22 protein-coding genes and 1 pseudogene are annotated in these 23,221 nt (G+C 72.2%); 15 read left to right on the plus strand and 8 right to left on the minus strand.

What is annotated here, in order from left to right; translation table 11 throughout:
• Nucleotides 1-102: 102 nt before the first annotated feature.
• A complete protein-coding gene (locus tag AB0H87_RS16885; RefSeq protein WP_360145569.1) occupies nt 103-261 on the plus strand; it encodes a hypothetical protein in 159 nt (52 codons plus the stop codon).
• Here the strand turns inward: AB0H87_RS16885 and AB0H87_RS16890 are convergent.
• Nucleotides 258-1,007: a class I SAM-dependent methyltransferase gene (locus tag AB0H87_RS16890; protein ID WP_360145572.1), complete on the minus strand. Its 750-nt coding sequence runs from the start codon at nt 1,005-1,007 to the stop codon at nt 258-260. The two genes, AB0H87_RS16885 and AB0H87_RS16890, sit on opposite strands and share 4 nt — an antisense overlap.
• An 82-nt stretch (nt 1,008-1,089) precedes the next feature.
• On the opposite strand from AB0H87_RS16890, the gene AB0H87_RS16895 reads away from it, so the two are divergent.
• From AB0H87_RS16895 to AB0H87_RS16930, 8 genes are all read left to right on the plus strand, one after another.
• Nucleotides 1,090-1,983 (plus strand): MerR family transcriptional regulator, encoded by an 894-nt coding sequence (locus AB0H87_RS16895; protein WP_360145575.1) that lies wholly within the window; start codon nt 1,090-1,092, stop codon nt 1,981-1,983.
• Nucleotides 1,984-2,076: 93 nt separating this feature from the next.
• On the plus strand, nt 2,077-3,762 hold the full coding sequence (locus AB0H87_RS16900) for a GAF domain-containing protein (protein ID WP_360145578.1): 1,686 nt from the start codon (nt 2,077-2,079) through the stop codon (nt 3,760-3,762).
• 71 nt (nt 3,763-3,833) lie between these two features.
• Nucleotides 3,834-4,694 (plus strand): class II fructose-bisphosphate aldolase, encoded by an 861-nt coding sequence (locus AB0H87_RS16905; RefSeq protein WP_360145581.1) that lies wholly within the window; start codon nt 3,834-3,836, stop codon nt 4,692-4,694.
• Nucleotides 4,691-5,473 (plus strand): HAD-IA family hydrolase, encoded by a 783-nt coding sequence (locus AB0H87_RS16910; protein WP_360145584.1) that lies wholly within the window; start codon nt 4,691-4,693, stop codon nt 5,471-5,473. The genes AB0H87_RS16905 and AB0H87_RS16910 overlap by 4 nt, the downstream gene beginning before the upstream one ends.
• The gene (gene dhaL, locus AB0H87_RS16915; protein ID WP_360145587.1) at nt 5,470-6,111 is read left to right on the plus strand and encodes a dihydroxyacetone kinase subunit DhaL; all 642 of its coding nucleotides are present in this window, start codon (nt 5,470-5,472) and stop codon (nt 6,109-6,111) included. Before AB0H87_RS16910 ends, dhaL begins: the two co-directional genes overlap by 4 nt.
• A gap of 11 nt (nt 6,112-6,122) precedes the next feature.
• A complete protein-coding gene (dhaK, locus tag AB0H87_RS16920) occupies nt 6,123-7,118 on the plus strand; it encodes a dihydroxyacetone kinase subunit DhaK (protein ID WP_360145590.1) in 996 nt (331 codons plus the stop codon).
• Between the two features lie 95 nt (nt 7,119-7,213).
• On the plus strand, nt 7,214-8,035 hold the full coding sequence (locus AB0H87_RS16925; RefSeq protein ID WP_360145593.1) for an SAM-dependent methyltransferase: 822 nt from the start codon (nt 7,214-7,216) through the stop codon (nt 8,033-8,035).
• 122 nt (nt 8,036-8,157) lie between these two features.
• Nucleotides 8,158-9,075 carry a lysophospholipid acyltransferase family protein gene (locus AB0H87_RS16930; protein WP_360145596.1) on the plus strand — a complete coding sequence of 306 codons (918 nt, stop codon included), beginning with the start codon at nt 8,158-8,160 and terminating at the stop codon, nt 9,073-9,075.
• On the opposite strand, the gene AB0H87_RS16935 is transcribed toward AB0H87_RS16930, so the two are convergent.
• The 3 genes and pseudogenes from AB0H87_RS16935 to AB0H87_RS16945 all read right to left on the minus strand — a co-directional run bounded on the left by AB0H87_RS16935 (nt 9,058) and on the right by AB0H87_RS16945 (nt 10,717).
• Nucleotides 9,058-9,519 (minus strand): PHP-associated domain-containing protein, encoded by a 462-nt coding sequence (locus tag AB0H87_RS16935; RefSeq protein WP_360145632.1) that lies wholly within the window; start codon nt 9,517-9,519, stop codon nt 9,058-9,060. The genes AB0H87_RS16930 and AB0H87_RS16935 overlap by 18 nt on opposite strands.
• Before the next feature lie 57 nt (nt 9,520-9,576).
• Nucleotides 9,577-9,804 (minus strand): annotated as a pseudogene (locus AB0H87_RS16940) (PHP domain-containing protein); the annotation flags it as partial.
• A complete protein-coding gene (locus tag AB0H87_RS16945) occupies nt 9,785-10,717 on the minus strand; it encodes an acyl-CoA desaturase (protein WP_360145599.1) in 933 nt (310 codons plus the stop codon). The gene AB0H87_RS16945 and the pseudogene AB0H87_RS16940, both read right to left, overlap by 20 nt.
• Nucleotides 10,718-10,830: 113 nt before the next feature.
• On the opposite strand from AB0H87_RS16945, the gene AB0H87_RS16950 reads away from it, so the two are divergent.
• Together AB0H87_RS16950 and AB0H87_RS16955 are read left to right on the plus strand one after the other, a co-directional pair.
• Complete coding sequence (locus AB0H87_RS16950) at nt 10,831-11,271, plus strand: GtrA family protein (RefSeq protein WP_360145602.1); 441 nt, start codon at nt 10,831-10,833, stop codon at nt 11,269-11,271.
• A gap of 85 nt (nt 11,272-11,356) precedes the next feature.
• Nucleotides 11,357-12,403, plus strand: a complete 1,047-nt coding sequence (locus AB0H87_RS16955; protein ID WP_360145605.1) for a nucleoside hydrolase — start codon at nt 11,357-11,359, stop codon at nt 12,401-12,403.
• Nucleotides 12,404-12,408: 5 nt separating this feature from the next.
• On the opposite strand, the gene AB0H87_RS16960 is transcribed toward AB0H87_RS16955, so the two are convergent.
• The 4 genes from AB0H87_RS16960 to AB0H87_RS16975 all read right to left on the minus strand — a co-directional run bounded on the left by AB0H87_RS16960 (nt 12,409) and on the right by AB0H87_RS16975 (nt 17,796).
• Nucleotides 12,409-13,230, minus strand: coding sequence for an EAL domain-containing protein (locus tag AB0H87_RS16960; protein ID WP_360145608.1), 822 nt, complete (start codon nt 13,228-13,230; stop codon nt 12,409-12,411).
• 174 nt (nt 13,231-13,404) lie between these two features.
• Entirely contained in the window at nt 13,405-16,170 is a 2,766-nt protein-coding gene (locus AB0H87_RS16965; RefSeq protein ID WP_360145611.1) for an AAA family ATPase, read from the minus strand.
• Between the two features lie 169 nt (nt 16,171-16,339).
• The gene (gene paaI, locus AB0H87_RS16970) at nt 16,340-16,726 is read right to left on the minus strand and encodes a hydroxyphenylacetyl-CoA thioesterase PaaI (RefSeq protein ID WP_360145614.1); all 387 of its coding nucleotides are present in this window, start codon (nt 16,724-16,726) and stop codon (nt 16,340-16,342) included.
• A gap of 50 nt (nt 16,727-16,776) precedes the next feature.
• Nucleotides 16,777-17,796 carry a LacI family DNA-binding transcriptional regulator gene (locus AB0H87_RS16975; RefSeq protein WP_360145617.1) on the minus strand — a complete coding sequence of 340 codons (1,020 nt, stop codon included), beginning with the start codon at nt 17,794-17,796 and terminating at the stop codon, nt 16,777-16,779.
• Nucleotides 17,797-17,937: 141 nt separating this feature from the next.
• On the opposite strand from AB0H87_RS16975, the gene AB0H87_RS16980 reads away from it, so the two are divergent.
• The 4 genes from AB0H87_RS16980 to AB0H87_RS16995 all read left to right on the plus strand — a co-directional run.
• On the plus strand, nt 17,938-19,215 hold the full coding sequence (locus AB0H87_RS16980; protein WP_360145620.1) for an extracellular solute-binding protein: 1,278 nt from the start codon (nt 17,938-17,940) through the stop codon (nt 19,213-19,215).
• Entirely contained in the window at nt 19,212-20,090 is an 879-nt protein-coding gene (locus tag AB0H87_RS16985) for a sugar ABC transporter permease (protein WP_360145623.1), read from the plus strand. The genes AB0H87_RS16980 and AB0H87_RS16985 overlap by 4 nt, the downstream gene beginning before the upstream one ends.
• Nucleotides 20,087-21,007, plus strand: a complete 921-nt coding sequence (locus AB0H87_RS16990) for a carbohydrate ABC transporter permease (protein WP_360145626.1) — start codon at nt 20,087-20,089, stop codon at nt 21,005-21,007. The genes AB0H87_RS16985 and AB0H87_RS16990 overlap by 4 nt, the downstream gene beginning before the upstream one ends.
• The coding region (locus AB0H87_RS16995) for a laminin G domain-containing protein (RefSeq protein WP_360145629.1) at nt 21,004-23,221 on the plus strand (2,218 nt) is incomplete at its 3' end. The genes AB0H87_RS16990 and AB0H87_RS16995, both read left to right, overlap by 4 nt.

The raw sequence follows: 23,221 nt of genomic DNA on the forward strand, positions 1-23,221 counted from the left end.
GATGCTGCCTGTTTCGGGCGGCATCCGCGCGCTCGACCGGTTTCCCCAGCCCGAACGATCGACGCCGCCCTCAACGAGAGCGGTTCCTAGGTCGAGGCCCGGGTGGCCCAGCAGATGCCGCCACAGCCCGCCGCCGACGCCGCAAAGAACGAAGGACGATGGTCCTGGCTCTGGTGGCTCGGCGGCGCCGTCCTCCTCGTCCTGATCCTCGGCGCGATCGCCCAGTCCCGCACCGCATCCCGGGCGAAGACCCGCGTCTAGCCCGTGATCAGGCGCAACGAGCCGGTGAAGCTCGGTTGCGTGCGCAGGTGCCCGTAGCGGGCGTCCCACGCGCCCGAGGCCAGGTCCGCGCTGAGCCGGTCGACGGTGCGGGCGGTGGCCAGCGCGTCGACGAACCCCCACGCGGACTGCGCGGCCCGCACACCCGGGTCGAGGAACCGCTCGGGCCGCGCGTAGTAGGCCTCCGTGAACCCGTCCACGCAGTCGATCGGGATCGGCACCTCGACGACCTCGGCCGTCGGCCCGATCGCGTCCGCGATGGTGGCGATCGCGGGATAGCGGCGGCGTTCCGCGACGATCAGCTCCGGCGCGTACGCGGCGAGCCAGAACCGGTCGAGCGCGGCGCCGTCGAAGGTCAGCACGACCACCGGACCGCGGGCGACCCGGCGCAGCTCGGCCAACCCCCGAGCGGTGTCCGCCCACTGGTGCACGGTGACCATCGCCATCACCGCGTCGAACGAGTCGTCGTCGTACGGCAGGTGCTCCGCGACCCCGTCCAGCGCCGGCACGGCGGTCGGCGGCCGCTGGGAGCGCATCCGGGCGGACGGCTCGACCGCGGCCACGTACCGGTCGTCGGGCTCGTAGGAGCCGGCGCCCGCGCCGACGTTGAGGACGGTCCGCGCGTCGCCGAGCGCCGCGTGGACCAGTGCGGCGATCCGCGGATCGGGTCGCCGCCGCGACGCGTACCCGTGGCCGTTGGTCTCGTAGTCGAAGTCGCCCTTGATCATGCCGCGACGCTAAACCCGCACCTCGGGGTCCAGGTCAAGTCGCTTGACCCGGACCCCAGGGTCCGGGTTTACCATCACGCGCGTGCGGGTGGGTGAGCTGGCGCGGCGGACGGGAACGACCATCCGGGCCCTGCGCTACTACGAGTCGGTCGGGCTGGTCGTGCCGCGGCGCCTCGGCAACGGCTACCGCGAGTACGACCCGGTCGCGGTCCGCATGGTCGCCCAGATCCGCGAGCTGATGACGCTCGGGCTCAGCGTCGAGGAGACCCGCCCGTTCGTCGAGTCGATCGCCGCGGGAGCCGAGGACGCCGACGTCTGCGCCGCCGCGCTGGCCACCTACCGCGGCACGATCACCGCCCTGCAGGAGCGCATCGGCCGGCTCACCGCCCAGCGCGACGCCCTCAACGCCCGCCTCGACGCGGCCGCCGGCAAGATCGTGACGGCCGCACCGCCGGCCGACGGCGATCCGCACGGTCTGGTCGGGCGGCGGCTGCCGCGGGTCGGCTTCTACGCCACCGACGGGCGACCGGTCGACCTCGGCGCCCTGGGCCCGGGCCGCAGCGTCATCTTCGTCTACCCGCTCACCGGCCGGCCCGGCGTCGACCTGCCCAACAGCCTGCTCGAGGTGCACGGCGCGCTCGGCGGCAACGAGCAGCCCGCCTGGTTCCGCGACCACCACGCCGAGATCCGCACGGCCGGCGCCGAGCGCGTCTACGGGCTGTCCGCGCAGTCCACCGGCTACCAGCGCGAGCTCGTGCACCGGCTGCGGCTGCCGTACCCGCTGATCCCGGACCCCCGCCTGACGCTGGCCGCCGCGCTGGGCCTGCCCACGTTCACCGCGGGCGACATGACGCTTTACAAGCGGCTCACCCTGATCATCGCCGACGACGTCATCGAACACGTCTTCCATCCCATCCTCTATCCCGCGTCACACGCGTTGGACGTCATGCGCTGGCTCACCAAGAAGCGCCGCTGACCTGCGCCGTTTCGGTTGTCGGCACGCTGCACCGGTACCAGGATCAAGAAGTGGCCCGGACCCGCCGGAGGTGAGCGGAGTGAAGGCAGCGCCGTGAGGGACCTCGACGCCCTTGCCGAGGAGCTGGCCGGCGAGCTGTTGGCACGGCCGTTGCTGGAGCGGATCCTGCGCCGGTGCACCGAGCTGCTCGACTGCGACGCCGGCTCGATCTCGAGCGTCGACGAGGCCGCCGGCACCTACCGCAAAGAGGCGGAGATCGGCGTCAAGTGCCGGTCCGGGCGCGTCTTTCCGCTGACGGAGGGCATGACCGGTGAGGTGGTACGCCGCCGCGGCCCGGTCTGGTTCGACCGGTACGCGGACGTGGCCGGTGGGCACCTCAGCGACGCCGACGGAGGACGAGCCGTCATCGGGGTGCCGATCGAGTGGCGCGGCCGCATCATCGGCGTCTGCGTGCTGTTCGGCCGTTCGTTCGGCGCCGACGACGCCGACGCGTTGCGCGTGGTCGCCCGGCACGCGGCGGTCGCGCTGGTCAACGCCAACTCGCACGAGGCCGCCGAGGAGCGCGCCCGCCTGCAGGCCGCCGGCGCCGAGCGCGAGCGCCTGCTCGTCGAGGTGCAGGGCCTGCTCGACAAGGGCCTCGTCGACCTCAACGCCGAGCTCGACCAGGCCGAGCGGCTGGCACCGGACGGGGTGACCAGCCACCTGCGGCGCGCGCGGGCCGAGGCCGAGAGCACGATGACCGAGGTGCGCCGGTCGCTGGGCGCCGCCGGCCATTCGCCGCTGGAGGACCGCACCCTCGAGGACGCGCTGCGGGACGAGCTGGGCTGGGCACAGCGGGCCCGCGGCGCCGACGCGCGGCTCGTGATCGCCGGAGCGCCCGTGCCGCTGGACCGGGCGCTGGCCGAGCACGTGCTGAGCGTGGCGCAGGAGGCGCTGTCGAACATCGTCCGGCACTCCGGCGCGTCGACGATCCGGCTGGGCCTGGTCTACAACTCGGCCGCCCTCGCGCTGCTCGTGCAGGACGACGGGTGCGGTTTCGCGCTCGACCCCGACGAGCCCGGGCTCGGCCTGCCGCGGATGGCGGAGCTGGCCGGCAGCGTGGGCGGGTCGGCGACCGTCGAGTCCGTGCCCGGCTGGGGGACCAGCGTGCGGGCCGGGTTCCCGTACCAGCGGACCACCGGCACCGACCCCGAGCGCATCGACGTGCTGGTCGTGGCGGCGCAGCCACTGACCCGCGCCGGTCTTGCGCGCCTGCTCGCCTGGTCCGGCGAGACGCTGTCCGTGGTCGGGGAGGCCGGCGGCGCGGACGCGCTCACCTCCATCCACCCCCAGGTCGTCGTGGTGGGCCCCGACCTGCCCGGCCAGGCCGAGGTGATCGCCCGGATCACGGCGGCCGACGGCGGACCGGCCGTGGTGGCCATGTGCGCGGCGGGCGATCATCACGCCGTCGCCGAGGCCCTGCTCGCCGGCACGCACGCCTGCGTCGAGACCACGGCCGACGGGCCGACGCTGGCCCGGGCGGTCGTGGCCGCGTCGCGCGGCGAGTCGCTGGTGCCGGACACCGGCGTGTGGGCGGGCCGGCTCACCAGCGAGGCCAACCCGGCGAAACTGACACCCCGGGAGATGGAGGTGTACGCGCTGCTCTGCGAGGGCCTGTCCGACAAGATGATCGCGGCCCGCCTGACGATCGCGGTGAAGACCGTCGAGAAGCACGTCGGCGCCGTGCTCCGGAAGACGGGATCCCGGGCGCGCGGCGAGCTGATCGCCCGCGGACGGTAGGGACCTTCCCCATACCGGGCGGGTGGTTTCCCCGATGCCTCCGGCCTGGTGCCGCTTCTAGCGTTCAGCGCATGGGTGTGGTGACGCTGAAGGAGATCGTCGACCCCGCGATGCGCGACGGCTACGGCGTACCCGCGATCAACATCGTCAACGACCTGACGCTGGAAAGCGTACTGGCCGGCGCGGTCGAACGCCGGTCGCCGGTGATCATCCAGACGTCGGTGAAGACCGTGAAGTCCATCGGCTCCGACGTGCTGTACGCGATGTGGCGCGCGATGACCGCCGGCATCGAGGTGCCGGTCTGCCTCCACCTGGACCACTGCCCGGAACGGGCCGTGATCACGGAGTGCCTGGACAAGGGCTGGAACTCGGTGCTGTTCGACGGCTCGACGCTGCCGGTCGAGGAGAACCTGCGCCAGGTCGTCGAGGTCGTCGCCGAGGCCCGGGCGCACGGCGCGCACGTGGAGGGCGAGATCGAGGCGATCAAGGGCGTCGAGGACGACGTCGGCTCCGACGAGGAGTCCAAGCGGCAGTCGCTGGACGTCTCCGTCAACTTCGTCGAGACGTCCGGGGTCGACGTGTTCGCGCCGTCGATCGGCAACGCGCACGGCGTCTACTCGAAGACGCCCGACCTCGACAGCCAGCGGGTCAGCGACATCGTCGCGGCCACGGGCGTGCCGATCGCGCTGCACGGCGGCACGGGGCTGACCGACGACCAGTTCAAGGACCTGATCGCCCGCGGCTGCGCGAAGGTCAACGTGTCGACGGCGCTCAAGGTCACGTACATGAAGTCGAACCTCGCCTTCCTCCGCGAGACCGAGGAGAAGGGCAAGTGGGACCCGCCGTCGCTGTTCCGGCACGTCGCGGCCGACGTCACCACGATGGCCGAGGGCTACGTCGACCGCTTCGGCAGCGCGGGGCGGGCCGCGTGACGACCGCACTGATCTTCGACTGCGACGGGGTCCTGGCCGACACCGAGCGCCACGGGCACCTGCCCGCGTTCAACCAGACGTTCGAGGAGTTCGGCCTGCCGGTGCGGTGGAGCGAGGAGGAGTACGGGCGCAAGCTCGCGATCGGTGGCGGCAAGGAGCGGATGAGGAGCCTGCTGACGCCGTCCTTCGTCGCCGAGGCCGGGCTGCCGACGGACCCGGAGGGGCAGGCCGAGGCCGTCGCCGCCTGGCACCGCCGGAAGACGGAGATCTACACGGCCATGGTCGCGGCCGGCAAGCTGCCGGCCCGCCCGGGGATCGCGCGGATCGTCGAGGAGGCGCACGCCGCCGGCTGGCCGCTCGCGGTCGCCTCGACGTCGGCCGAGAAGGCCGTGCGGGCGGTGGTGGAGCACGACGTCGGCGAGTCGCGGGCGCAGGACTTCACGGTGCTGGCCGGCGACGTCGTCCCGCGCAAGAAGCCGGCGCCCGACATCTACGAGCTGGCGCTGTCCCGCCTGGGGCTCACCCCCGAGCAGGCCGTGGTCGTCGAGGACTCCCACAACGGCCTGGCCGCGGCGCTGGCGGCCGGGATCGCGTGTGTGGTCACCGTCAACGGCTACACGGCCGACGAGGACTTCACCGGCGCGGCGTTCGTCGTCGACTCGCTCGGCGACCCGGGTGCACCGCCGATCACCGTGCTCGCCAACGACAGCCCGGCGAAACCCGGCCCGTACGTGACGCTGGCCGACCTCGCCGCCGTCTTCGAAGGGGACAGGCGATGACCGACAAACTCCTGCAGCCGGTCGAGTTCGTGGTGCTGACGATCGCGAAGACCGCCGTCGCGAACGAGAAGTACTTCGGCGAGCTCGACGCGGTCGTCGGCGACGGCGACTTCGGCTACTCCCTGGCGCGCGGCTTCGAGCTGGTCGTCCGTGACTGGGACAGCTTCGACCGCACCGACACGGCGACGTTCCTGCGCAAGGTCGCGGTCGTCGTCACGGGCCGGGTCGGCGGCACGTCGGGACCGTTGTGGGGCACCGCCTTCATCCGTGCGGCGTCGGTCGTGGCCGGGAAGTCCGAAGCGGACGGTGCGACCGCGGTGGCGATGCTGCGGGCGGCCATCGAGGGCATCGCGGCGCGCGGCAACGCCAGCCTGGGCGACAAGACGCTGCTGGACTCGCTCTCGCCGGCGACGGACGAGATCGAGCGACAGCTGGCGGCGGGCAGCGACGGGCCGACGACGGTCCGGGCGGCCGCCGCCGTCGCGCGGTCCACCGCGGACGAGACCGCCAAGCTGCAGGCCCGGCGCGGCCGGCAGGCGTACACCGGCGAACGCAGCATCGGCAGCGTCGACCCGGGTGCCACCGCGGTCGCCGTGATTTTCGAGGCCCTGGCCGAGACCTGGCCCGCAACGTTCTGAAGGGGAGCGTCATGAAGAAGTTCGTCAACGACCCGAACCAGTACGTCCCGGAGATGCTCACGGGCATCGCGCTGGCCAACCCGGACACCCTCCGGTACGTGCCGGAGTACAACCTGATCATGCGGGTCGACGCACCCAACGACAACAAGGTCTCGATCATCCAGGGTTCGGGCTCCGGGCACGAGCCGGCCCACGTGATGAGCGTCGGCAAGGGCATGCTCGACGCGGCCTGCCCGGGCGACGTGTTCTCCGCGCCTCCGATGGACTACGTGCTCGAGACGAGCAAGATGCTCGCGTCGCCGAAGGGCGTGCTGCACCTGATCAACAACTACACCGGTGACCGGATGGCCTTCGACATGGGCAAGGAGATGGCGGAGGCCGAAGGTGTACGCATCGAGACGGTCCTGGTCGACGACGACGTGGCGGTCTCGGACTCGACGTACACGGTGGGCCGCCGTGGTGTGGCGGGCAACTTCTTCGTGATGAAGGTCGTCGGCGCGGCCGCGGAACAGGGCGCCGAGATCGACGAGCTGGTCCGCCTGGGCGACAAGGTCAATTCGGTGACCCGCACGATGGGCATGGCGCTGACGTCGTGCACGCCGCCGGCCAAGGGCTCACCGCTGTTCGAGCTGGGCGACGACGAGATGGAGATGGGCGTCGGCATCCACGGCGAGCCGGGGCGTCGCCGGGAGAAGCTCCACAACGCGAACGAGATCGTGGACGAGCTGCTGGAGGCCGTGGTCCCGGACCTGCCGTACAAGCAGGGTGACGACGTGGCCTTGATGATCAACGGCCTTGGTGGCACGCCGATCTCGGAGCTGTACCTGCTGTACGGCCACGCGCACGAGCAGCTGGAAGCGCGCGGGATGCACGTCCGGCGCAACTACGTGGGCGAGTACTGCACGTCCCTGGACATGGCCGGCGCGTCGCTGACCCTGGTCAAGCTGGACGACGAGATCGTCAAGGGCCTGGAGGCACCGGCCGAGACCGCGATCCGTACGTTCTGACGCCTTCGCCGAAACGGGGCGGCCTGCTGGGCCGTCCCGTTGGCGTACTCGTCGCGGGGACGCGCTGGTACGCGCCCTCGGCTAAGTTCAACGCCATGGATGCCGAGACCTCCAACCGCACCAAGAAGCCCGCGACGGCCGCAAGGATCTACGACTTCTTCCTGGACGGCCTGCACAACTTCCCCGCCGACCGGGAGGCCGCCGCGCAGGTCGTGGCGATGATGCCGGCCGCTCCCGCGATGGCCAAGGCCAACCGGGCCTTCCTGCGCCGTGGTGTGCGGTTCCTCGCCGAGGCCGGGGTGCGGCAGTTCCTCGACCTCGGTTCCGGCATGCCGACCCAGGGTCCCGTCCACCAGATCGCCCAGCGGATCGCGCCCGACGCGCGAGTGGTCTATGTGGACATTGATCCGATCGCGGTGTCCGAGAGCCAGGAGCTGCTCGCCGGCAACGACCGCGCGATGGCGATCCACGGTGACATGCGCCAACCGCAGGAGGTCCTCGGCCATCCGCGCGTCCGCAAGATGCTCGACTTCGACCAGCCGATCGCCCTCCTGCTCTGTGCCGTCCTGCACTTCGTCCCTGATGACGACGTGGCCTACGCGCTCGTCGACGAGTTCCGCGGCGCCCTCGCCCCGGGCAGCTTCCTCCTGCTCTCGCACGGCGCCAACGAGGGCGCGCAGGCCAGCGTCAGCACCGAGGAGCACGACCAGATCCAGCGGGTGTACGGGCAGCGCACGGCGACCCCGGCCGGCGGCCGTACCCGCGACGGGGTGGCCCGGTTCTTCGGCGCGGCCGACCTCGTCGATCCCGGCATCGTCTGGGCGCCGGAATGGCGGCCCGGCCCGGAGGACCCGAAACACTTCGCGGCCGACCCGCGCCTGTCCTGCATCTGGGCGGGAATCGGCCGCCTGCCGTAACGGTCAGGGCATCGGCACCCCCTATTTCGCTGGTGGTCGATCGGCGTTCAGCTGGGTCCGGCTCACTTTCGGAAGGTCGCTCCGGCCGTCGTGGCCGGGGCGGACGGCCCGGAGGGAGTCCGGTGTCATCTGCCTACTGGCTCGCCCACTCGGGAATCGCCGTCGCCGGCCGGACGCCGCGGCCGGTGCGGCACGGGCTCGCGTCCACGGTCACGGTGGCGAGCTACCTCGGGTGGCGCTCCAAGCGCCTGAACACGCAGGAGAACATGGCGAAGGTGCTCGGCCTCCCGGTCGGTCACCCCGACGTCCGGCGGGCCGCGCTGCGGTCGTGGCGCAACTACGGGCGCACCGCCGCCGCGCTGCTCTGCCTGCCGTTCGAGGACATGCTCGACGTCGACGCGCGCACCACGGACCTGACCGAGGGCATGACCTGGCGGGAGTGCCTGCAGAAGGCGATGGCGCCCGGCCGCGGCGCGATCATCTCGACCGGCCACTTCGGAAGCTGGGACCTCGCCGGTGCCATCGCCGCGCGGCACGTCCCGCTGTCCGCCATCGCCGACACCTTCAAGGACCCGAAGCTGAACAGCCTGCTGCAGGGGCACCGCCGGGAGAAGAGCGTCGAGGTCATCCCGGTGTCCGGCGCGGCCCGGCGGGTCATGGCCGAACTGCTGGGCAGCCGCGCGGTGGCGATCGTCATCGACCGGCCGGTCACCGCGCAGCACGGCGTCGAGGTGACGTTCTTCGGCCACCGCACCCACGTGCCCGCCGGCGCGGCGACGCTGGCCGTCAAGTCCGGGGCCGCGATCATGCCGGGCTACTTCTGGTACGCGCCGGACAACGGCTACTACATCCGCACGTTCGCGCCGATGTTCCCCCGGGCGGTCGCTGACGGCGCGGAGAAGGCGGCGGAGGTGCGGCGCCTGGCGCAGTACATGTTCTCCTGCCAGGAGGAGGTCGTCCGCCAGTGCCCGACCCAGTGGTTCATGTTCCGGTCGTTCTGGCCGGTCGCGGAGCCGGTCGCGCTAGCGGCGGCCGCGTAGCCGGCGCACCGTCCGCCGCGGCGGGTCGACGAACCAGGCCCAGGCGCACTGCGCGACGTAGCTCGCCGGGCTGAGCCGCTCGGGCGGCCGCTCCTGCCCACCGGACCGCGCCGTGCGGTCCAGGATCGCCCGGCGCAGGTCCGCGGCGCCGCCACCGGGGAACAGCGTGTAGCCCGCGCCGACGTGCTGCCAGAAGTGCGCGTCGCTCGACCCGATCTCGGCCAGGCCCCAGTCCATGTTGGCCTCCCGCACGGTGCCGCGGTGCGCGGCGTTGGCCGGACTCGGGTTGTAGGTCTCGATCCCGTCGATCTCGTAGCCAGCCGCGAGCAGCGCCTCGATCCGGCGCCGGCTCAGGCTCGGCACCAACCGGCCCAGGGGATGCGGCACGACCACCAGCCCGCCCTGCTCCTTGATGGCGTCGATGCTCTCCTCGACCGACCGCATCGGCCGCGGCGCGTGCCGCACGAACAGACCCAGCAGGTGGCCCTGCCGGGTCGACACCTCGACGCCCGTGACGAGCTGCGGGGCCGGCGAAGGCGCGGCGTGCAACAGCTCCTCGACCCGCCGCGCCCCCTCGACGTGGTCGTGGTCCGTCACCGCGAGCACCGACAGGCCGCGCCGCGTCGCCTCGGCCACCAGCCGGGCCGGGCTGATCCACCCGTCGCCCTGGTTGGTATGCGTGTGCAGGTCGGCCCGGCCCGGGACCGCGTCAGGCATTCGTGATCCGGCTCAGCCGCTCGGGGGTCGGCCAGCGCACGTCGTACGCCCAGCCGAGCTTTTCGAAGATCCAGATGAGCCGGGCCGACGCGTCGACCTGCCCACGCTTGACACCATGCCGCGCCGACGTCGGGTCCGCGTGGTGCAGGTTGTGCCACGACTCGCCCATGCTGAGCAGGGCCAGCGGCCAGACGTTGGCGGACTTGTCCCGGGCCGCGAACGGCCGCTCGCCGATCATGTGGCAGACCGAGTTCACCGACCAGGTCACGTGGTGCAGCAACGTCACGCGGACCAGGCCGGCCCAGAAGAACGCGGTGACCGCACCCCACCACGACCAGGTGATCAGGCCGCCCAGCACCGCCGGCGCGACGAGCGTGACCAACGTCCAGAGGCCGAACTGCCGGTGCACCCGGCGGAGCGCGGGATCGGCGAGCAGGTCCGGCGCGAACCGGCGCTGGTTGGTCAGGTCGCGGTCGAGGATCCAACCGAGGTGCGCGTGCCAGAAGCCGCGGGCGAGCGCGGCCGGCGACGTGCCGAACAGCCAGGGGGAGTGCGGGTCGCCCTCCTGGTCCGAGAACGCGTGGTGCCGCCGGTGGTCCGCGACCCAGTGCAGGATCGGGCCCTGCACGGCGAGGCTGCCGGCGACGGCGAGCCCGATCCGCAGGCCGCGCCGGGCCTTGAAGGAGCGGTGCGTGAAGTACCGGTGGAAGCCGACGGTCACGCCGAGGCAGGTGGCGGTGTAGAAGCCCGCGGTCAGGCCGACGTCGACCCAGGTGAGGCCCCAGCCCCAGGCGGCGGGCACCGCGGCCACCAGCGCCACGAACGGCACGACGACGAAGGCGTACACCCCGATCTGTGCGGCGAGCGGCCGCCGGCCGCCGATCAGGTCGACGTGCTCGGTGCCAGTGGTGGCGGTGGTCGTCATCGTCACCTTCCTTCGACGCGGCCCACGGTAGAGGCGCCGGACCTACCCCGGTCGAACAGGCGGTGAACCGTGCGTTCCCCTGGGCGTCTCTTTGTGCGGGCATCATCGGGCCCGTGACAGCGACGCGGGTGGCCGACGCCTTCACCGGCTGGACCGAGCGGCTGCCGCCGCCCGTGCGGCGGTGGGTGACCCGCGAGCTCGTCGGGTTCGCGATCCTCGGCGGCCTGACGTTCGGCGTCGACCTGGCGCTGCTGTGGGCGCTGCGCCGGTGGACCCCGTTGCCGGTCCCGGTCGCGGTGACGGCGTCGTACGTCGCCGCGGTGGCGCTGAACTACGTGCTCAACCGGAAACTGAACTTCCGGTCGCACGCGCCGGTCGTCGGCGAGGCGTCGCGCTACACAATCGTGATGGCCGGCGACTACCTGCTGACCGTCGGCGTCACGAGCGGGCTGACGGCCGTCGGTGTCAGCCTGGCGGCGGCCCGGCTGCTCGCGGCGGCGTTCGTCGCGCTGTTCAACTTCGTCGCCGCCCGTTGGTGGATCTTCCGTCGCTAGTCACATATACGTCGGTCGACGTATGCGGTGCGCGTCGAGGCCTGGCAGCCTCGGACGGGACGCCCACCGACGAAAGGGCAACGCCGTGCGCATTCCACGTTGGACAGTCATCGCCGCAGCCGTGCTCACCGTCGTCGCCGTCGTCCCGGCACCGGCGGCCGCGGCCGTCGACGGGCCGGTTCCGGTGATCTACGACAGCGACCTGGACTTCGACGACGCGTCGACGCTCGCGTACCTGTGCGAGGAGCACAAGCTCCGCCGCGTCGAGCTGCGCGCCGTCACGGTCGCCAACAACGGTTTCGGGCATCCGGACCGCACTCTCCGGCACGCCCGCAGCGTGCTGGAGCAGTGCGGACTGCCGCACGTGCCGGTCGCGGCGGGCGCCACCGGCGCCGGCGTGCACCCCGCGCCGCCCGAGCTGGTGACGACCATCGAGAACGTGCTCAGCGACGCGCTCGGCGACCGCGCGCTGCCGCCGTACGTGGCACCGGGCACCGCGCCGGACCTGATCGCCCGCACGGTGCGCGCGTCGGCGCGGCCGGTCACCGTGATCGCCACCGGGCCGCTGACCAACGTCGCGCGGGCCCTCCGGGCGCCGGGCGTGGCCAGGAAGATCGCGCGGACCCAGATCATGGGCGGCGCGCTCGACGTGCCCGGCAACCTCTACGGGTCGGCCCTGCCCGGCTACGACAACTCGCAGGAGTTCAACATGTGGCTGGACCCGGTCTCGGCGCGGGCCGTGCTGCGCCAGGCGCGCCCGGGCAGCATCCACCTCGTGCCGCTCGACGCCACCGCGTCCCTGCCGATCACACCGGAATACGTCGCCCGGCTGGCCGCGGACCAGCGGGCGCCCGGCGCGCGCATCACGTACCGCATCGTCAGCCATCCGGAGATGGCCGCCCTGATCGACCTCGACATCATGTACTGGTGGGACGCGGCCGCCGCCGTGTCGGCCGTGCACGACGGCATCGTCACGACCACCCGCCGGGTCCGCGTCGACGTGGTGCAGGACGGCGAGCAGTCCGGCCGCACGGTGCGCACACCGGACGGGGCGCTGGTCCACGCGGCCCTCGGCGCGGACCGCGGCGCCTTCGAGCAGCGGTTCCTCGACTCGCTGAACGGGCGCCCGTAGGGCCATCACGCCGACGCCAGCAGGGTGCCGGAGAGGTCGGCGAGCGTCAGCGGCGGCGCGAAGTGGAAACCCTGCGCGTAGGACACACCCATCCGCGCGAGCGCCGCGAGCTGCTCGGTGGTTTCCACGCCCTCGGCCGTGACGTGCAGGCGCAGGCTGTGTGCGAGGTCGGTGAGCATCGCGACGATCGCGTGGTCGCGCGGGTTGGTCAGCATGCCCGCCACGAACTCCTTGTCAATCTTGATGCCGTGCAGCGCCAGGCGGGACAGGTAGCGCAGGTCGGTCGACCCGGTTCCCATGTCGTCGAGAGCCACCCCGACGCCGCGCTCTATCAGGCCCTGCAGGCGGGGCGCGGCGTGGGTGAGGGTGGTGAGGTCGGCGCCCTCCGACAGTTCCAGGCGCAGCCGGTGCGGGGGCAGCCCCGTGCGCCGCAGCGCCGTCGTGACGGGCTCGGTGAAGTCCGTCGCCAGTGTCGGCGCGGAGAGGTTGACGTTGAGGTGCTCCGGTGCCGCGTCGCCGAGGGAGTCGGCGAGCTCGGCGACGTCACGGCAGGCGCGGTAGAGCACCCACCGGTCGAGCAGCGGCATGTGCCCGGCCGTGTGCCCGGCCTCGAGGAACCGGTCCGGCGTGAGCAGGCCGGCGGTCGGGTGCTCCCAGCGCACGAGGGCCTCGACCGCGACGACCGCCCGGTCCGCGATCCGCACGATGGGCTGGTAGAGCAGCCGAAGCTCGTCGTGGGCGATGGCGCGTTCGAGGCCGACCGAGGCCTCACCAAGGCCGATCGGCGGCGTGGCTGGCACGGGCACGGTCGTGGGGTAGCAGGTCATCACGGGGCTCCTTCGAGTCGGCTCTTGAGGACCGACCCACTGTCGCCAGGCCCGTGGTGTGCTCAGGCCCGTCGAAAACCCCGGTCGCGCGGGCACTGGTCGGGTTCACGGGCACGGGGTGGGTGCCGCGCTCGCGCCCGGATGTCCGGTTCCAGGCGTACGCGCGGCGCCGGGCTACCGGGATGCGGTGGCCATGCCCGCGTCGAGCGGGGCGTCCCGTAGCTCCCGGCGCGAGCCGATGGCGAGCTTGGCGAAGACCTTGCGGAGGTGCCACTCGACCGTGCGGGGGCTGATGAACAGCTCGGCGCCGATCTCCTGGTTGGTGCGGCCGTCGCGGGCCAACGAGGCGATCAGCGCCTCCTGTGGCGTGAGGTCCAGCGTCGTGTCCAAGGTGCGCTTGCGGACCGTCTCGCCCGTCGCGAGCAACTCGTTGCGGGCCCGCTCGGCGAACCCCTCCGCGCCCATGTGGGTGAACAGGTCGTGGGCGTGCCGAAGCTGCACCCGGGCGTCGGCGCGGCGGTCGTTGCGCCGCAGCCATTCGCCGTAGACCAGGTGCGCGCGGGCCAGATGGGCGTTCATGTGGCAGCCCGTGAGCCGGTCGATGGCCAGGCGGTACAGCTCGTCGGCCTCCGGACCGCGGGTCAGCAGCGCCCGTGCGCGTGCTTCGGTGCCCAGCGCCCACGGCGTCCCGCTCGCCCGCGTCCGTGTCGTCAGCTCGCGCAGCGCCGCCTCACCGACCTCCCACTGCTCCAGCCGCGCGGCCGCCTCGACCAGTTCGGCGAGCGCCCACGACTTGGCCACCAGCTGGTCCCCGGCCGTGGCGCGCTTGGCGGCGGCCAGCGCCGTCGCGTAGCGGCCGAGTCCGTTGTCGAGCACGGCCGCGGCGTACTCGGTCAGCACCAGCGCGCTGCCCTCGCCGCGGGGGAACGCGTCCTGGACGCCGACCTCGCTGAGCTTCGCGGTCTCGGGCTGGTCGCCCCGCCACGCCGCCAGCATGATCGGCGTGTACGGCGGCGGCACCAGCCGGATGGCGGCGTTGAGCGCCGCGGCCTCCTCGGTCAGCGCGGTGGCCATGACGAAGTCGCCGGCCTGCAGGTGGAAGCTGGCGAGGTAGTCCAGCGCCATCGGGAGCAGGCTCAACGTGCCGCTCTCCCGGGCACCTCGGACATGTCGCCTCAACAGGTCCAGCCACGTCGGCCCCTCCCAGAGCTCCGCCGCGACCAGGGCGGACGTCAGGCAGACCAACGTGTCGACGTCGTGCCCCCGGATGACGTCCAGCGCCCGCCGCAGGGTCGGCGCCGCCGCCGGGTAACCCCGCGTGAACTGTGCCGAGAGCCCGTCGAGCAGCAGGTCCACGGGATCCTGCGTGCCCGGGGCGGCCGGTGCCGACCGGGCCGCCTCGGCCACGGTCCGCATGCCGTGCTCGGGCTCCAGCTTCCCGGCGCCCGCGAACACCGCGGCCAGCAGAGCCTCCATGTACGTCTCCCGCGCCAGCGGCACGTCGAGCGGGGTCAGCCGGCGCGCCGCGTCGAGCAGCAGCACCGGTGCGTCGGTGCCGCGACTGCGCGCGAAGACCAGGTGCGCGCGCAGCCGCTCGAGGCGGGCCAGCTGCAGGCCGTCCAGTTCGGCCATCTCCGCCGTGGCGAGCAGCTCGTCGGCCGCGTCGGGCGCACCGGCGGCCAGCGCGGCCTGTGCGGCGGCCACGGCTCGGCGGCCGCGCGGGTCCGCGTCCGGGGTGAGCTCGGTGGACCGGCGCAGGAACGCCGCGGCGGCCGCGGCTCCACCGCGGGCCTGTGCCCGCTCGGCCGACCGCTCCAGCTCGGCGGCCAGCGACTCGTCCGGTGCCGTCGCCGCGGCGGCGAGGTGCCAGGCCCGCCGGTCCGGGTCGGTCCGCGGGTCGGTCACCTCCGCCAGCGCGCGGTGCGCCTGCTGGAGCTCGGGACGTCTGGCGGCCCGGTGGACGGCCGAACGCACCAGCGGGTGGGCGAACCGGACGCGGGTGTCCAGCGTGATCAGCCCCGCGGCCTCCGCGGGGGCGGCGGCGTCCTCGCCGAGACCGCAGGCCGACGCGGCCCGCCACAACACGGTCGGATCGCCGACGGACTCGACGGCGGCCAGCACCAGGAACTGCTGGGTCGGCGGCGGCAGCGCGCGCAGGCGGCGGACGTACGTCTCCTCGATCCGCGCGGTCCGGCTCTCCGCCGGCCGGGACCTGGTCGGGCCGAACCAGCCGCCCAGCTCCGTCGAGGTGAGCTCGGCCGGCAGCTCGAGCAGGGCCAGCGGGTTGCCGCGGGCTTCGGCGAGGATCCGGTCCCGCACACGTTCGTCGAGCAGTGCGGGAGCGGCGGCGGCCAGCAACGCGCGCGCGTCGGCGTCGTCGAGACCGGCCACGACCAGTTCCGGCAGGCCGAGCAGCTCGTGGTCGTCGCTCGGCTCCAGCTGCGCGAAGACCAGGGCGATCGGGTCCGCGCCCAGGCGCCGGGCCACGAACGCCAGCGCCTGCACCGAGGCGTGGTCGAGCCACTGGACGTCGTCGATCAGGCAGACGAGCGGCTCGCTGCCGGCGGTCTCCGACAGCAGCGTCAGGACGGCGAGGCCGACCAGCAACCGCTCCGGTGGGGGACCGTCCTCGAGCCCGAAGGCGACGCCGAGTGCGTCCCGTTGCGGTGCGGGCAGGTCCTCGAGCCGGTCGAGCATCGAGACGCAGAACTGGTGCAGGCCGGCGTACGCGAGCTCCATCTCGGACTGCACGCCGGTAACCCGGATGATCCGCGCGTCCTCCGCCTTGCGGCCCAGATAGTCGAGGAGCGCCGTCTTGCCCTCACCGGGCTCGCCCCGCAACACCAGCACCGCGTGCCTACCGGCGTGCACCTCGGCCAGCAGCGCATCGAGCGCCGCACACTCGGCCTGCCGTCCGTAAAGCCCATGTCCTGGATACATCCGGACATCTCCCTCGGAGCCGCTTCCCCTCATCGGCCCCTTTGAGGGTAATCCGCCTGATGTGCGGCGGGTCGCGCTTAGGGCCTGTCTCGAAGTCCTGACCGGGCTGCGGCGGACCCAGACGCCGCCTGGGCCTCGCCTCGCTCCGGCCATGACTTCGAGACAGGCCCTAACCAGACAGCGTGCGGCTGAGGCCGCGGAACTCGGCCACCAGGCGGTCGCCGCAGCGGACCGTGACGTCGTAGATGCCGGACCTGCCAGCGCGGTGGCGCTCCACCGCCGTCGCGGTCAGGAGGTCGCCCTCCCGCGCCGCCGAGACGAAGACGATCTCGGCCGACGCCGCGACCGTGACGGCGCCCGGGTAGTTGCAGGCGCCGGCGAACGCCGAGTCCGCCAGCAGGAAGACGTAGCCGCCGTGTGCGATGCCGTGGCCGTTGACCATCAGGTCCGTCACCGTCATCTCCAGCACCGCCCGGCCGGGCTCCAGTTTCACGACCGTCATCCCGAGCGACTCGGAAGCCTTGTCGCGGGCGAACATCTCGGCGGCACCGTCCATGCCAGCACCTTATGCGGATTCGGGCACCAGTCGCTCGCCGGATAACGTTATCAAGAAGGCGGGAGCTCGCCGGACCCCCGCGCGACCAGCTCGACCGGCACCGTCACCGTCTGGACCGGGCGCGCCGGGTCCGCCGCCCGCGCGACCAGCAGGTCGATCGCCGTCCGGCCGATCTCGGCGCTGTTCTGCGCGACCACCGTCAGCGCCGGCCGCAGGATGTCGGCCAGGGGGAAGTCGTCGAACCCGACCAGCGCCAGCCGCCCGGCATCCGCGCCCAGGTATCGCAGCGCCTCGATCGTCGTCGCCACGTTCCCGGTGATCAGCGCGGTTGCCGGTGCCGGACCCGACAGCACGGACGCCAGCGCCGACGAGACCCGGGCGGCGCTCACGAGCCCCGGATGCACCATGCCCGACAGCGGCCCACCGCTGGCCGCGACGCACGCCCGGAACGCCGCCGCCCGCTCCCGCCCGGTGAATATCCGCTCGTCGTCACCGATGTAGGCGATCCGCCGGTGGCCGTGCACCGACAGCTGCCGGTACGCCATCCCGATCCCGGCCGCGTTGTCCGAGAGGACCGCGTCGGCCTCGACCCCGCCGCACGGCCGGTCGACCGCGACCAGCGGCAGACCGGCCGCGACCTCGGCCGACAGGTAGTCGTGGGACATCCCGATCGGCTCGATGACGATCCCGTCGACCCGCCGCCGGCACATCGACATGACCGCCTCGCGCTCGCGCGCCTCATCGTCCTCCGTCGACATGGCCAGCACCGCCAGCCCCCGGGCCCGCGACGCGTTGTCGACCGCGGACAGCACCGGGTGCGCGTCGGCGAGGTTGCGGACCGCCGCCCCGATCGTGCCGCTCGTGCCCCGGCGGAGCTGCTGGGCCCGCTCGTCGGGCGCGTAGTCCAGCGCCGAGATCGCCGCCCGCACCCGGCTGACCAGGTGCGCGCCGACCGTCGGGTCGTCGTTGACGACCCGGGACACGGTGCGCAGCGCGACCCCGGCCTCGCGGGCCACGTCCCGCATGGTCGGGCGCTTCCGCCGCACCGCGCCGCCCACCCGATCGGTCATCGGCTGATCCTCCTCTAAGGACGCTCACCGAGCATCCTGACAACACTCTTGACACGCGAGTGAAACTTCCTATGCTTCCGGATAACGTTATCCCAAGCTGATCAACTTGACTAGTCCGAACGCCGTCCCCAGGAGGACCCCTTGATACGGAAGCCGCTGCTCGCGGCGTGCGTCGCCGGTCTCCTCGCCTTCACCGCCGCCTGCGGCAGCGGCGACGGCGGAGGGAACGAAAGCGGCGAGACCGCCCTGACCTACCTTGTCTTCGAGACCCCGAGCCTCGACGCGAAGTTCTGGGACGACTCGATCACCGCGGCAAGCGCCCAGGTCCCCGGCGTGAAGATCAACAAGATCGTCGCACCGAGCACCGACCGCGACGGCTACGCCAAGCAGCTCCAGCAGTCAGGCCAGTTCCCCGACCTGCTGCAGTCGATCACACCGTCCAACTTCGTCGGTGCGGGCCTGCTCAAGCCGTACGACAAGACCTGGATCGACGCGAACTTCCTGCTGCCTTCGGCCAACTCGCTCAAGGGCGAGGTCTACATCCCGCCGACCAACTCGCAGATCGTCCCGCAGGTCTACTACAACAAGAAGCTGTTCGCCGACGCCGGCATCAGCGCAGCGCCGAAGAACTGGGCCGAGTTTCTCGACGCGTGCGCCAAGCTCAAGGCCAAGGACATCAACCCGATCGAGCTGGGCGGCGCCGACCCGTTCGCCGCGAGCATGCCGCTGGTCGGCATCGTCAGCGCCGACATCCTCGGCAAGAACAAGAACTGGCTGCAGGACCGCTACGCCGACAAGGTCAAGTTCGCCGACGCTGACGTGGTCACGGCCGTGGGCAAGTACCGCACGCTGGTGAGCAACGGCTACTTCGACAAGGGCGCGCTCGGCGTCAAGTACTCCGACTCGATCACCAGGTTCACCAGCGGCAAGTCGGCCATGTACCCCATGGGCAGCTGGTTCCTGGGCTCCGTGCCCAAGGACACCGCCGACGACTTCGGCTCGTTCCCATGGCCGACCGACGACGGCTCGGTCGTCGTCCCGTTCGTCGGCGGCGGCTCGATGGCCATCTCCGCCAAGGCGAAGAACACCGAGCTCGCGGAGAAGTTCGGCCAGGCCTGGTCGCTCAACCCCGCCAACCTCAAGGCGCTGATCGAGACCGACGGCGCGTTCCCGATGCTCAAGGGCAAGAAGCTCGAGGACTACGGCGTCACGGTCACGCAGGTGTTCAAGGACTCCTACGCCTACGTCGGCCAGGACAACAACAAGGTCAGCGCGATCGGCTGGGCGACCAACGACGACGCGCTGCCGCCGGGCCTCAACGACGCGTTCTACGCGGCCGCGCAGGCGCTGTTCACCAAGGACGACGTGGCGGGTGAGATGAAGAAGCTCGACGACGCGTGGAAGACCGCCGCGCAGTGAGGAAGAAGTCCGGCGAGCGGGGCCTGGCCCTGCTCGCCGCCCTCGCCCTCGGGCTCTACCTGGTGTTCCTCGTGCTGCCGCTGCTGCTCAGCCTGCGCAGCAGCTTCACCAACGAGAACCCGCTCAAGGCCAGCAACGAGTTCATCGGGTTCGCCAACTACACGGAGATGGCCGGCGACGACCAGCTCAAGGCGAGCCTGACGTTCACGCTCATCCTCGCGTTCGGCGTGACCATCGCCGCCAACGCGCTCGGGGTGGGCTTCGCGATCCTGCTCAACCGCACGAGCCTGAGCTACCGCGTCATGCGTACCGTCGCGTTCCTGCCGCAGGTGCTCTCCGGTGTGATCGTGGCCTTCGTCTGGGAGACGATCCTGACCCAGAACGGCCTGCTCAACACCGCGCTGATCAGAACAGGCATCCTCGACGAGCCCTATCCCTGGCTGGGCAGCCCGCACGCGGCGCTGTTCTCCATCGGCCTCGTCGTCACCTGGGTGATGAGCGGCTTCACCACCGTCGTCTACCTGGCCGCCCTGCAGAGCATCCCGCTGGAGCTGCACGACATGGCGTCCCTCGACGGCGTCCGCGGCACGCAGCGGTTCCGCAAGATCACCTGGCCGATGCTCGCGCCCGGCACCACGATCTCCGTCACCATCAGCCTGATCACGGTGCTGAAGCTCTACGACATCATCACCGTGCTCACCGGCGGCGGCCCGGCCAACTCCACGCAGTCGACCGCCCTCTACATCGTCAAGCTGGCGTTCACCAGCGACCGGGTCGGCTATGCCAGCGCCGTCGCGATGCTGCTGCTCGCGCTCTCCGCGGTGGTCGCCCTGACGGTCACGAGCGCGCTGCGCCGCCGGGAGGTCTCCCTATGACGACCATTCCAAGGGATACGCGCGACCGCCCGGCCGCCGGCGGGAGGACCGCCCTGCCACCCTCGCTCGAGATCCCCACGCCACCCCGGCGCCGCCGCCTCGGCGGCCGACTGCGGGTCCTGGTCGCGGCCGCCGTCACGCTGGTCTTCGTCGCGCCGATCTACCTGATGCTGGTCAACGCGTTCAAGCCGCAGGACAGGATCCTCGACAACCCGGTTTCCCTGCCGTGGCCGCCGACCCTCGAGAACCTCACCCAGGCACTGAGCCGCCCCGACAACCTCATCCCGCTCGGCCTGCGCAACTCGCTGATCGTCGCGGTGGTCTCGGTGGTGCTGATCGTGCCGCTCGGCTCCGCGTTCAGCTTCTACATCTCCCGTAAGAGCGGGAAGGTCAAGGCCGCGATCCTGGTCGCGCTCTCCGCCGGCCTGATGGTCCCGCCACAGGTCACCCTGCTGCCGACCATCAAGATCCTCACCTGGATCGGCCTCGACCACACGTACCCGGGACTCATCCTGAGCAACCTCGGCGGCGGGTACCTGTCGTTCGCGGTGTTCGTCTACGTCGGCTTCATGCGCTCGGTGCCCGACGAGATCATCCAGGCGGCCCGCCTCGACGGCGCGACCGGCCTGCGGATCTGGTGGCAGATCGTGCTGCCGCTGGTCCGCCCGGCCACCGCCACCGTGGCCATCTTCCTGACCCTGTGGATCTGGAACGACTTCCTCAACCCGCTGTTCATCCTCGGCCCGTTGCAGGGCCAGACCATCACCACCGGCCTCTACCTGACGATCGGACAGTACTCAGTGGACTATGGCCAGCTCTTCGGCATCATGTTCCTGGCCGGCGCCCTGCCGGTGATCGGCTATCTCACGGTGCAGAAGCAGTTCGTCGCCGGCCTGACGTCGGGCGCCACCAAGTGACCGGGGCCGGCGTGCCCGCGCTCGACGACGTCGCGGGGGAGTGGGTCGCCGCCGGCGACCTGGGCCACCTGCCGTCGCTGCGCAACCAGCGCGGCCAGGCCCACGTCAACCACGACCTGTCCAGCGTCTCCTGGCTGGCCGCGCCGCCGTTCGCGGGCGGCTACCACACCGGCGTGCTGCGGGTCGACGGCGTCGCGCCGGGCGTGCAGCACTACCGGTGGAAGCCGTGGGGCACCCGGCGCGCCTACCGGGACGACCGCGTGGCCGTCAGCACCGACACCAGCCTGGCCTACGACGCCGACCGTCTCCTCTGGCGAATCGAGGTGACCAACACCGCCGACCGCGCGCGGACAGTCGAACTGACCCAGGACCTGTTCGCACCCATCGGCCATAGCGAGACCGGCTGGGGTTGGCTGCACACCGTGCCGTGGAACGGTTCCGGCGAGCACGACTACCACACGCTCGAACGGATCCGGGACACCACGCGGCCGGGCGCCCAGGGCGCGCCGTACCTGCTCGGGCCCGGCCCCCGCCGGCTCCGCCTCGGAAGGCCGCGACCGCCCGGCATCCAGCGCGACGAGGACACCGCGCCGATGCTGCTGGAATACGAACTGCCCCGGCACGTCAGCAAAGACTGGGCCTACCCCCACACCAGCGCCGCACGCGGCACCCTGCGCGGCCTCGAGGTCGCGGATCTCTCGTTCGCCGGCCCGGTCGTGCTCGACGACGGCGTGGAGGTGCCGCTCGACGTGTTCGAACTCGTCCCGGGCACGAAGCTGGAGGTCGAGTTCCGCACCGACGAGCCCGGCCACGACGGCGTGCTGCTGACCCACGGCAACCACCCGGACTCGCTCCAACTCGGCATCGAGGGCGGCCGCCTCTGGCTCGGCATCGGCGGCGAGCACGAGATCGCCGGCCGCGCCCTCGAACCGGGTCGCTGGCACCGGATCCGGGTCGAGGTCGACGCGCACGAGGCCCGCCTCGTACTCGACGGCACCGAGGAGATCCGCACCGGCCACTGGACGGGCCGGGTCCGCTGGCTCTCCGCGGTGTTCGACGGCCTGGTCACGGTCCATGACGCGCGATCACCTGCCCGAGCCGCCTACGGGTTCGCCGCACCACCGGACGAGCTGGTGCCGCACGGCGCCGGTGCCCGCGCGACGTGGCGGCTCGACCTCGCGCCCGGCGCGACCGCGGTGGTCGGTTTCGCGCTGGCCTTCGGAACGGACCTGGCCGCCGTCGCCACGGCGGCGCGGCGGGCCGCGACACATCTCGACGACGAGCTCGCGGAGACCGCCGACGCGTGGCGCCGCCTCTGGGCCAACGCGTTCAGGCCTGGCAACCCAAACTTCAGCGGCCACCTGCCGACCCTGACGACCCCGGACCCGGACCTGGCCCGCGCCTACTACATGGGCGCCCTCGTGGTGCTCTACATGCGGAACACGCGTGTCGGCCCCGGCCCGGTCTTCCTCACCGGTGGTCCCCGCCTCGGCGCCACGACCACCTTCTTCTGGGACCACACCGAGTGGAGCCGGATGTACGCGATGCTCGACCCGGTCGGTCTGCGGGCCTGGCTGCTGTCCGGCCTCGCCGGGCCCTACCACGAGTCGTTCGGCTACGACGTGCGCGGCGGCGGGCCACTCGGCAACTACTACGTGTCGAACGAGTACTCGCTGTTCCGCCTCGTCGAGCACTACGTCGGCGTCACGGGCGACGTCGCGTTCCTGTCCGAGCCGGCCGGCGGGTGCACGGTGCTCGACCACGTCGAGCGCCTCGCCTACGGGGCCGCCGGCCGGCGCGGCACGGGCGTGCTGGCCGACTTCGGCCCGGACGCCTGGCGTGTCCTGGAGTGTGTGCCGAACTACGTCGACGGGTTGGCCTCGTTCAACGCCGCGTACGTCCACATGCTTCGGTCGTACGCGGACCTGCTCCGCTTCCTCGGCCGCGACGCCGACGCGGCACGCGCGGACGCCGACGCGGCCGCGCTCGCGACAGCCGTGCTGGACCTCTACGCGGGCGGCGGCCGCTGGCAGATCGCCCACCCGGACGGCCGCGAGACGATCGGGCACGTCCTCGACTTCGGTCTGGTCGCGGCGGCGATGGCCGGCGACCTGACCGCGGACCAGCGCGCCGAGATGGTCGCGTTCGTGGTCGCGGGCCCGATCGCGGACGTGACCGGCACTCCGCCGGCCCTCTGGGGCTGCGCGGCCCTGG

This window comes from Asanoa sp. NPDC050611 (assembly GCF_040654855.1).
Taxonomy (GTDB): Bacteria; Actinomycetota; Actinomycetes; order Mycobacteriales; family Micromonosporaceae; genus Asanoa.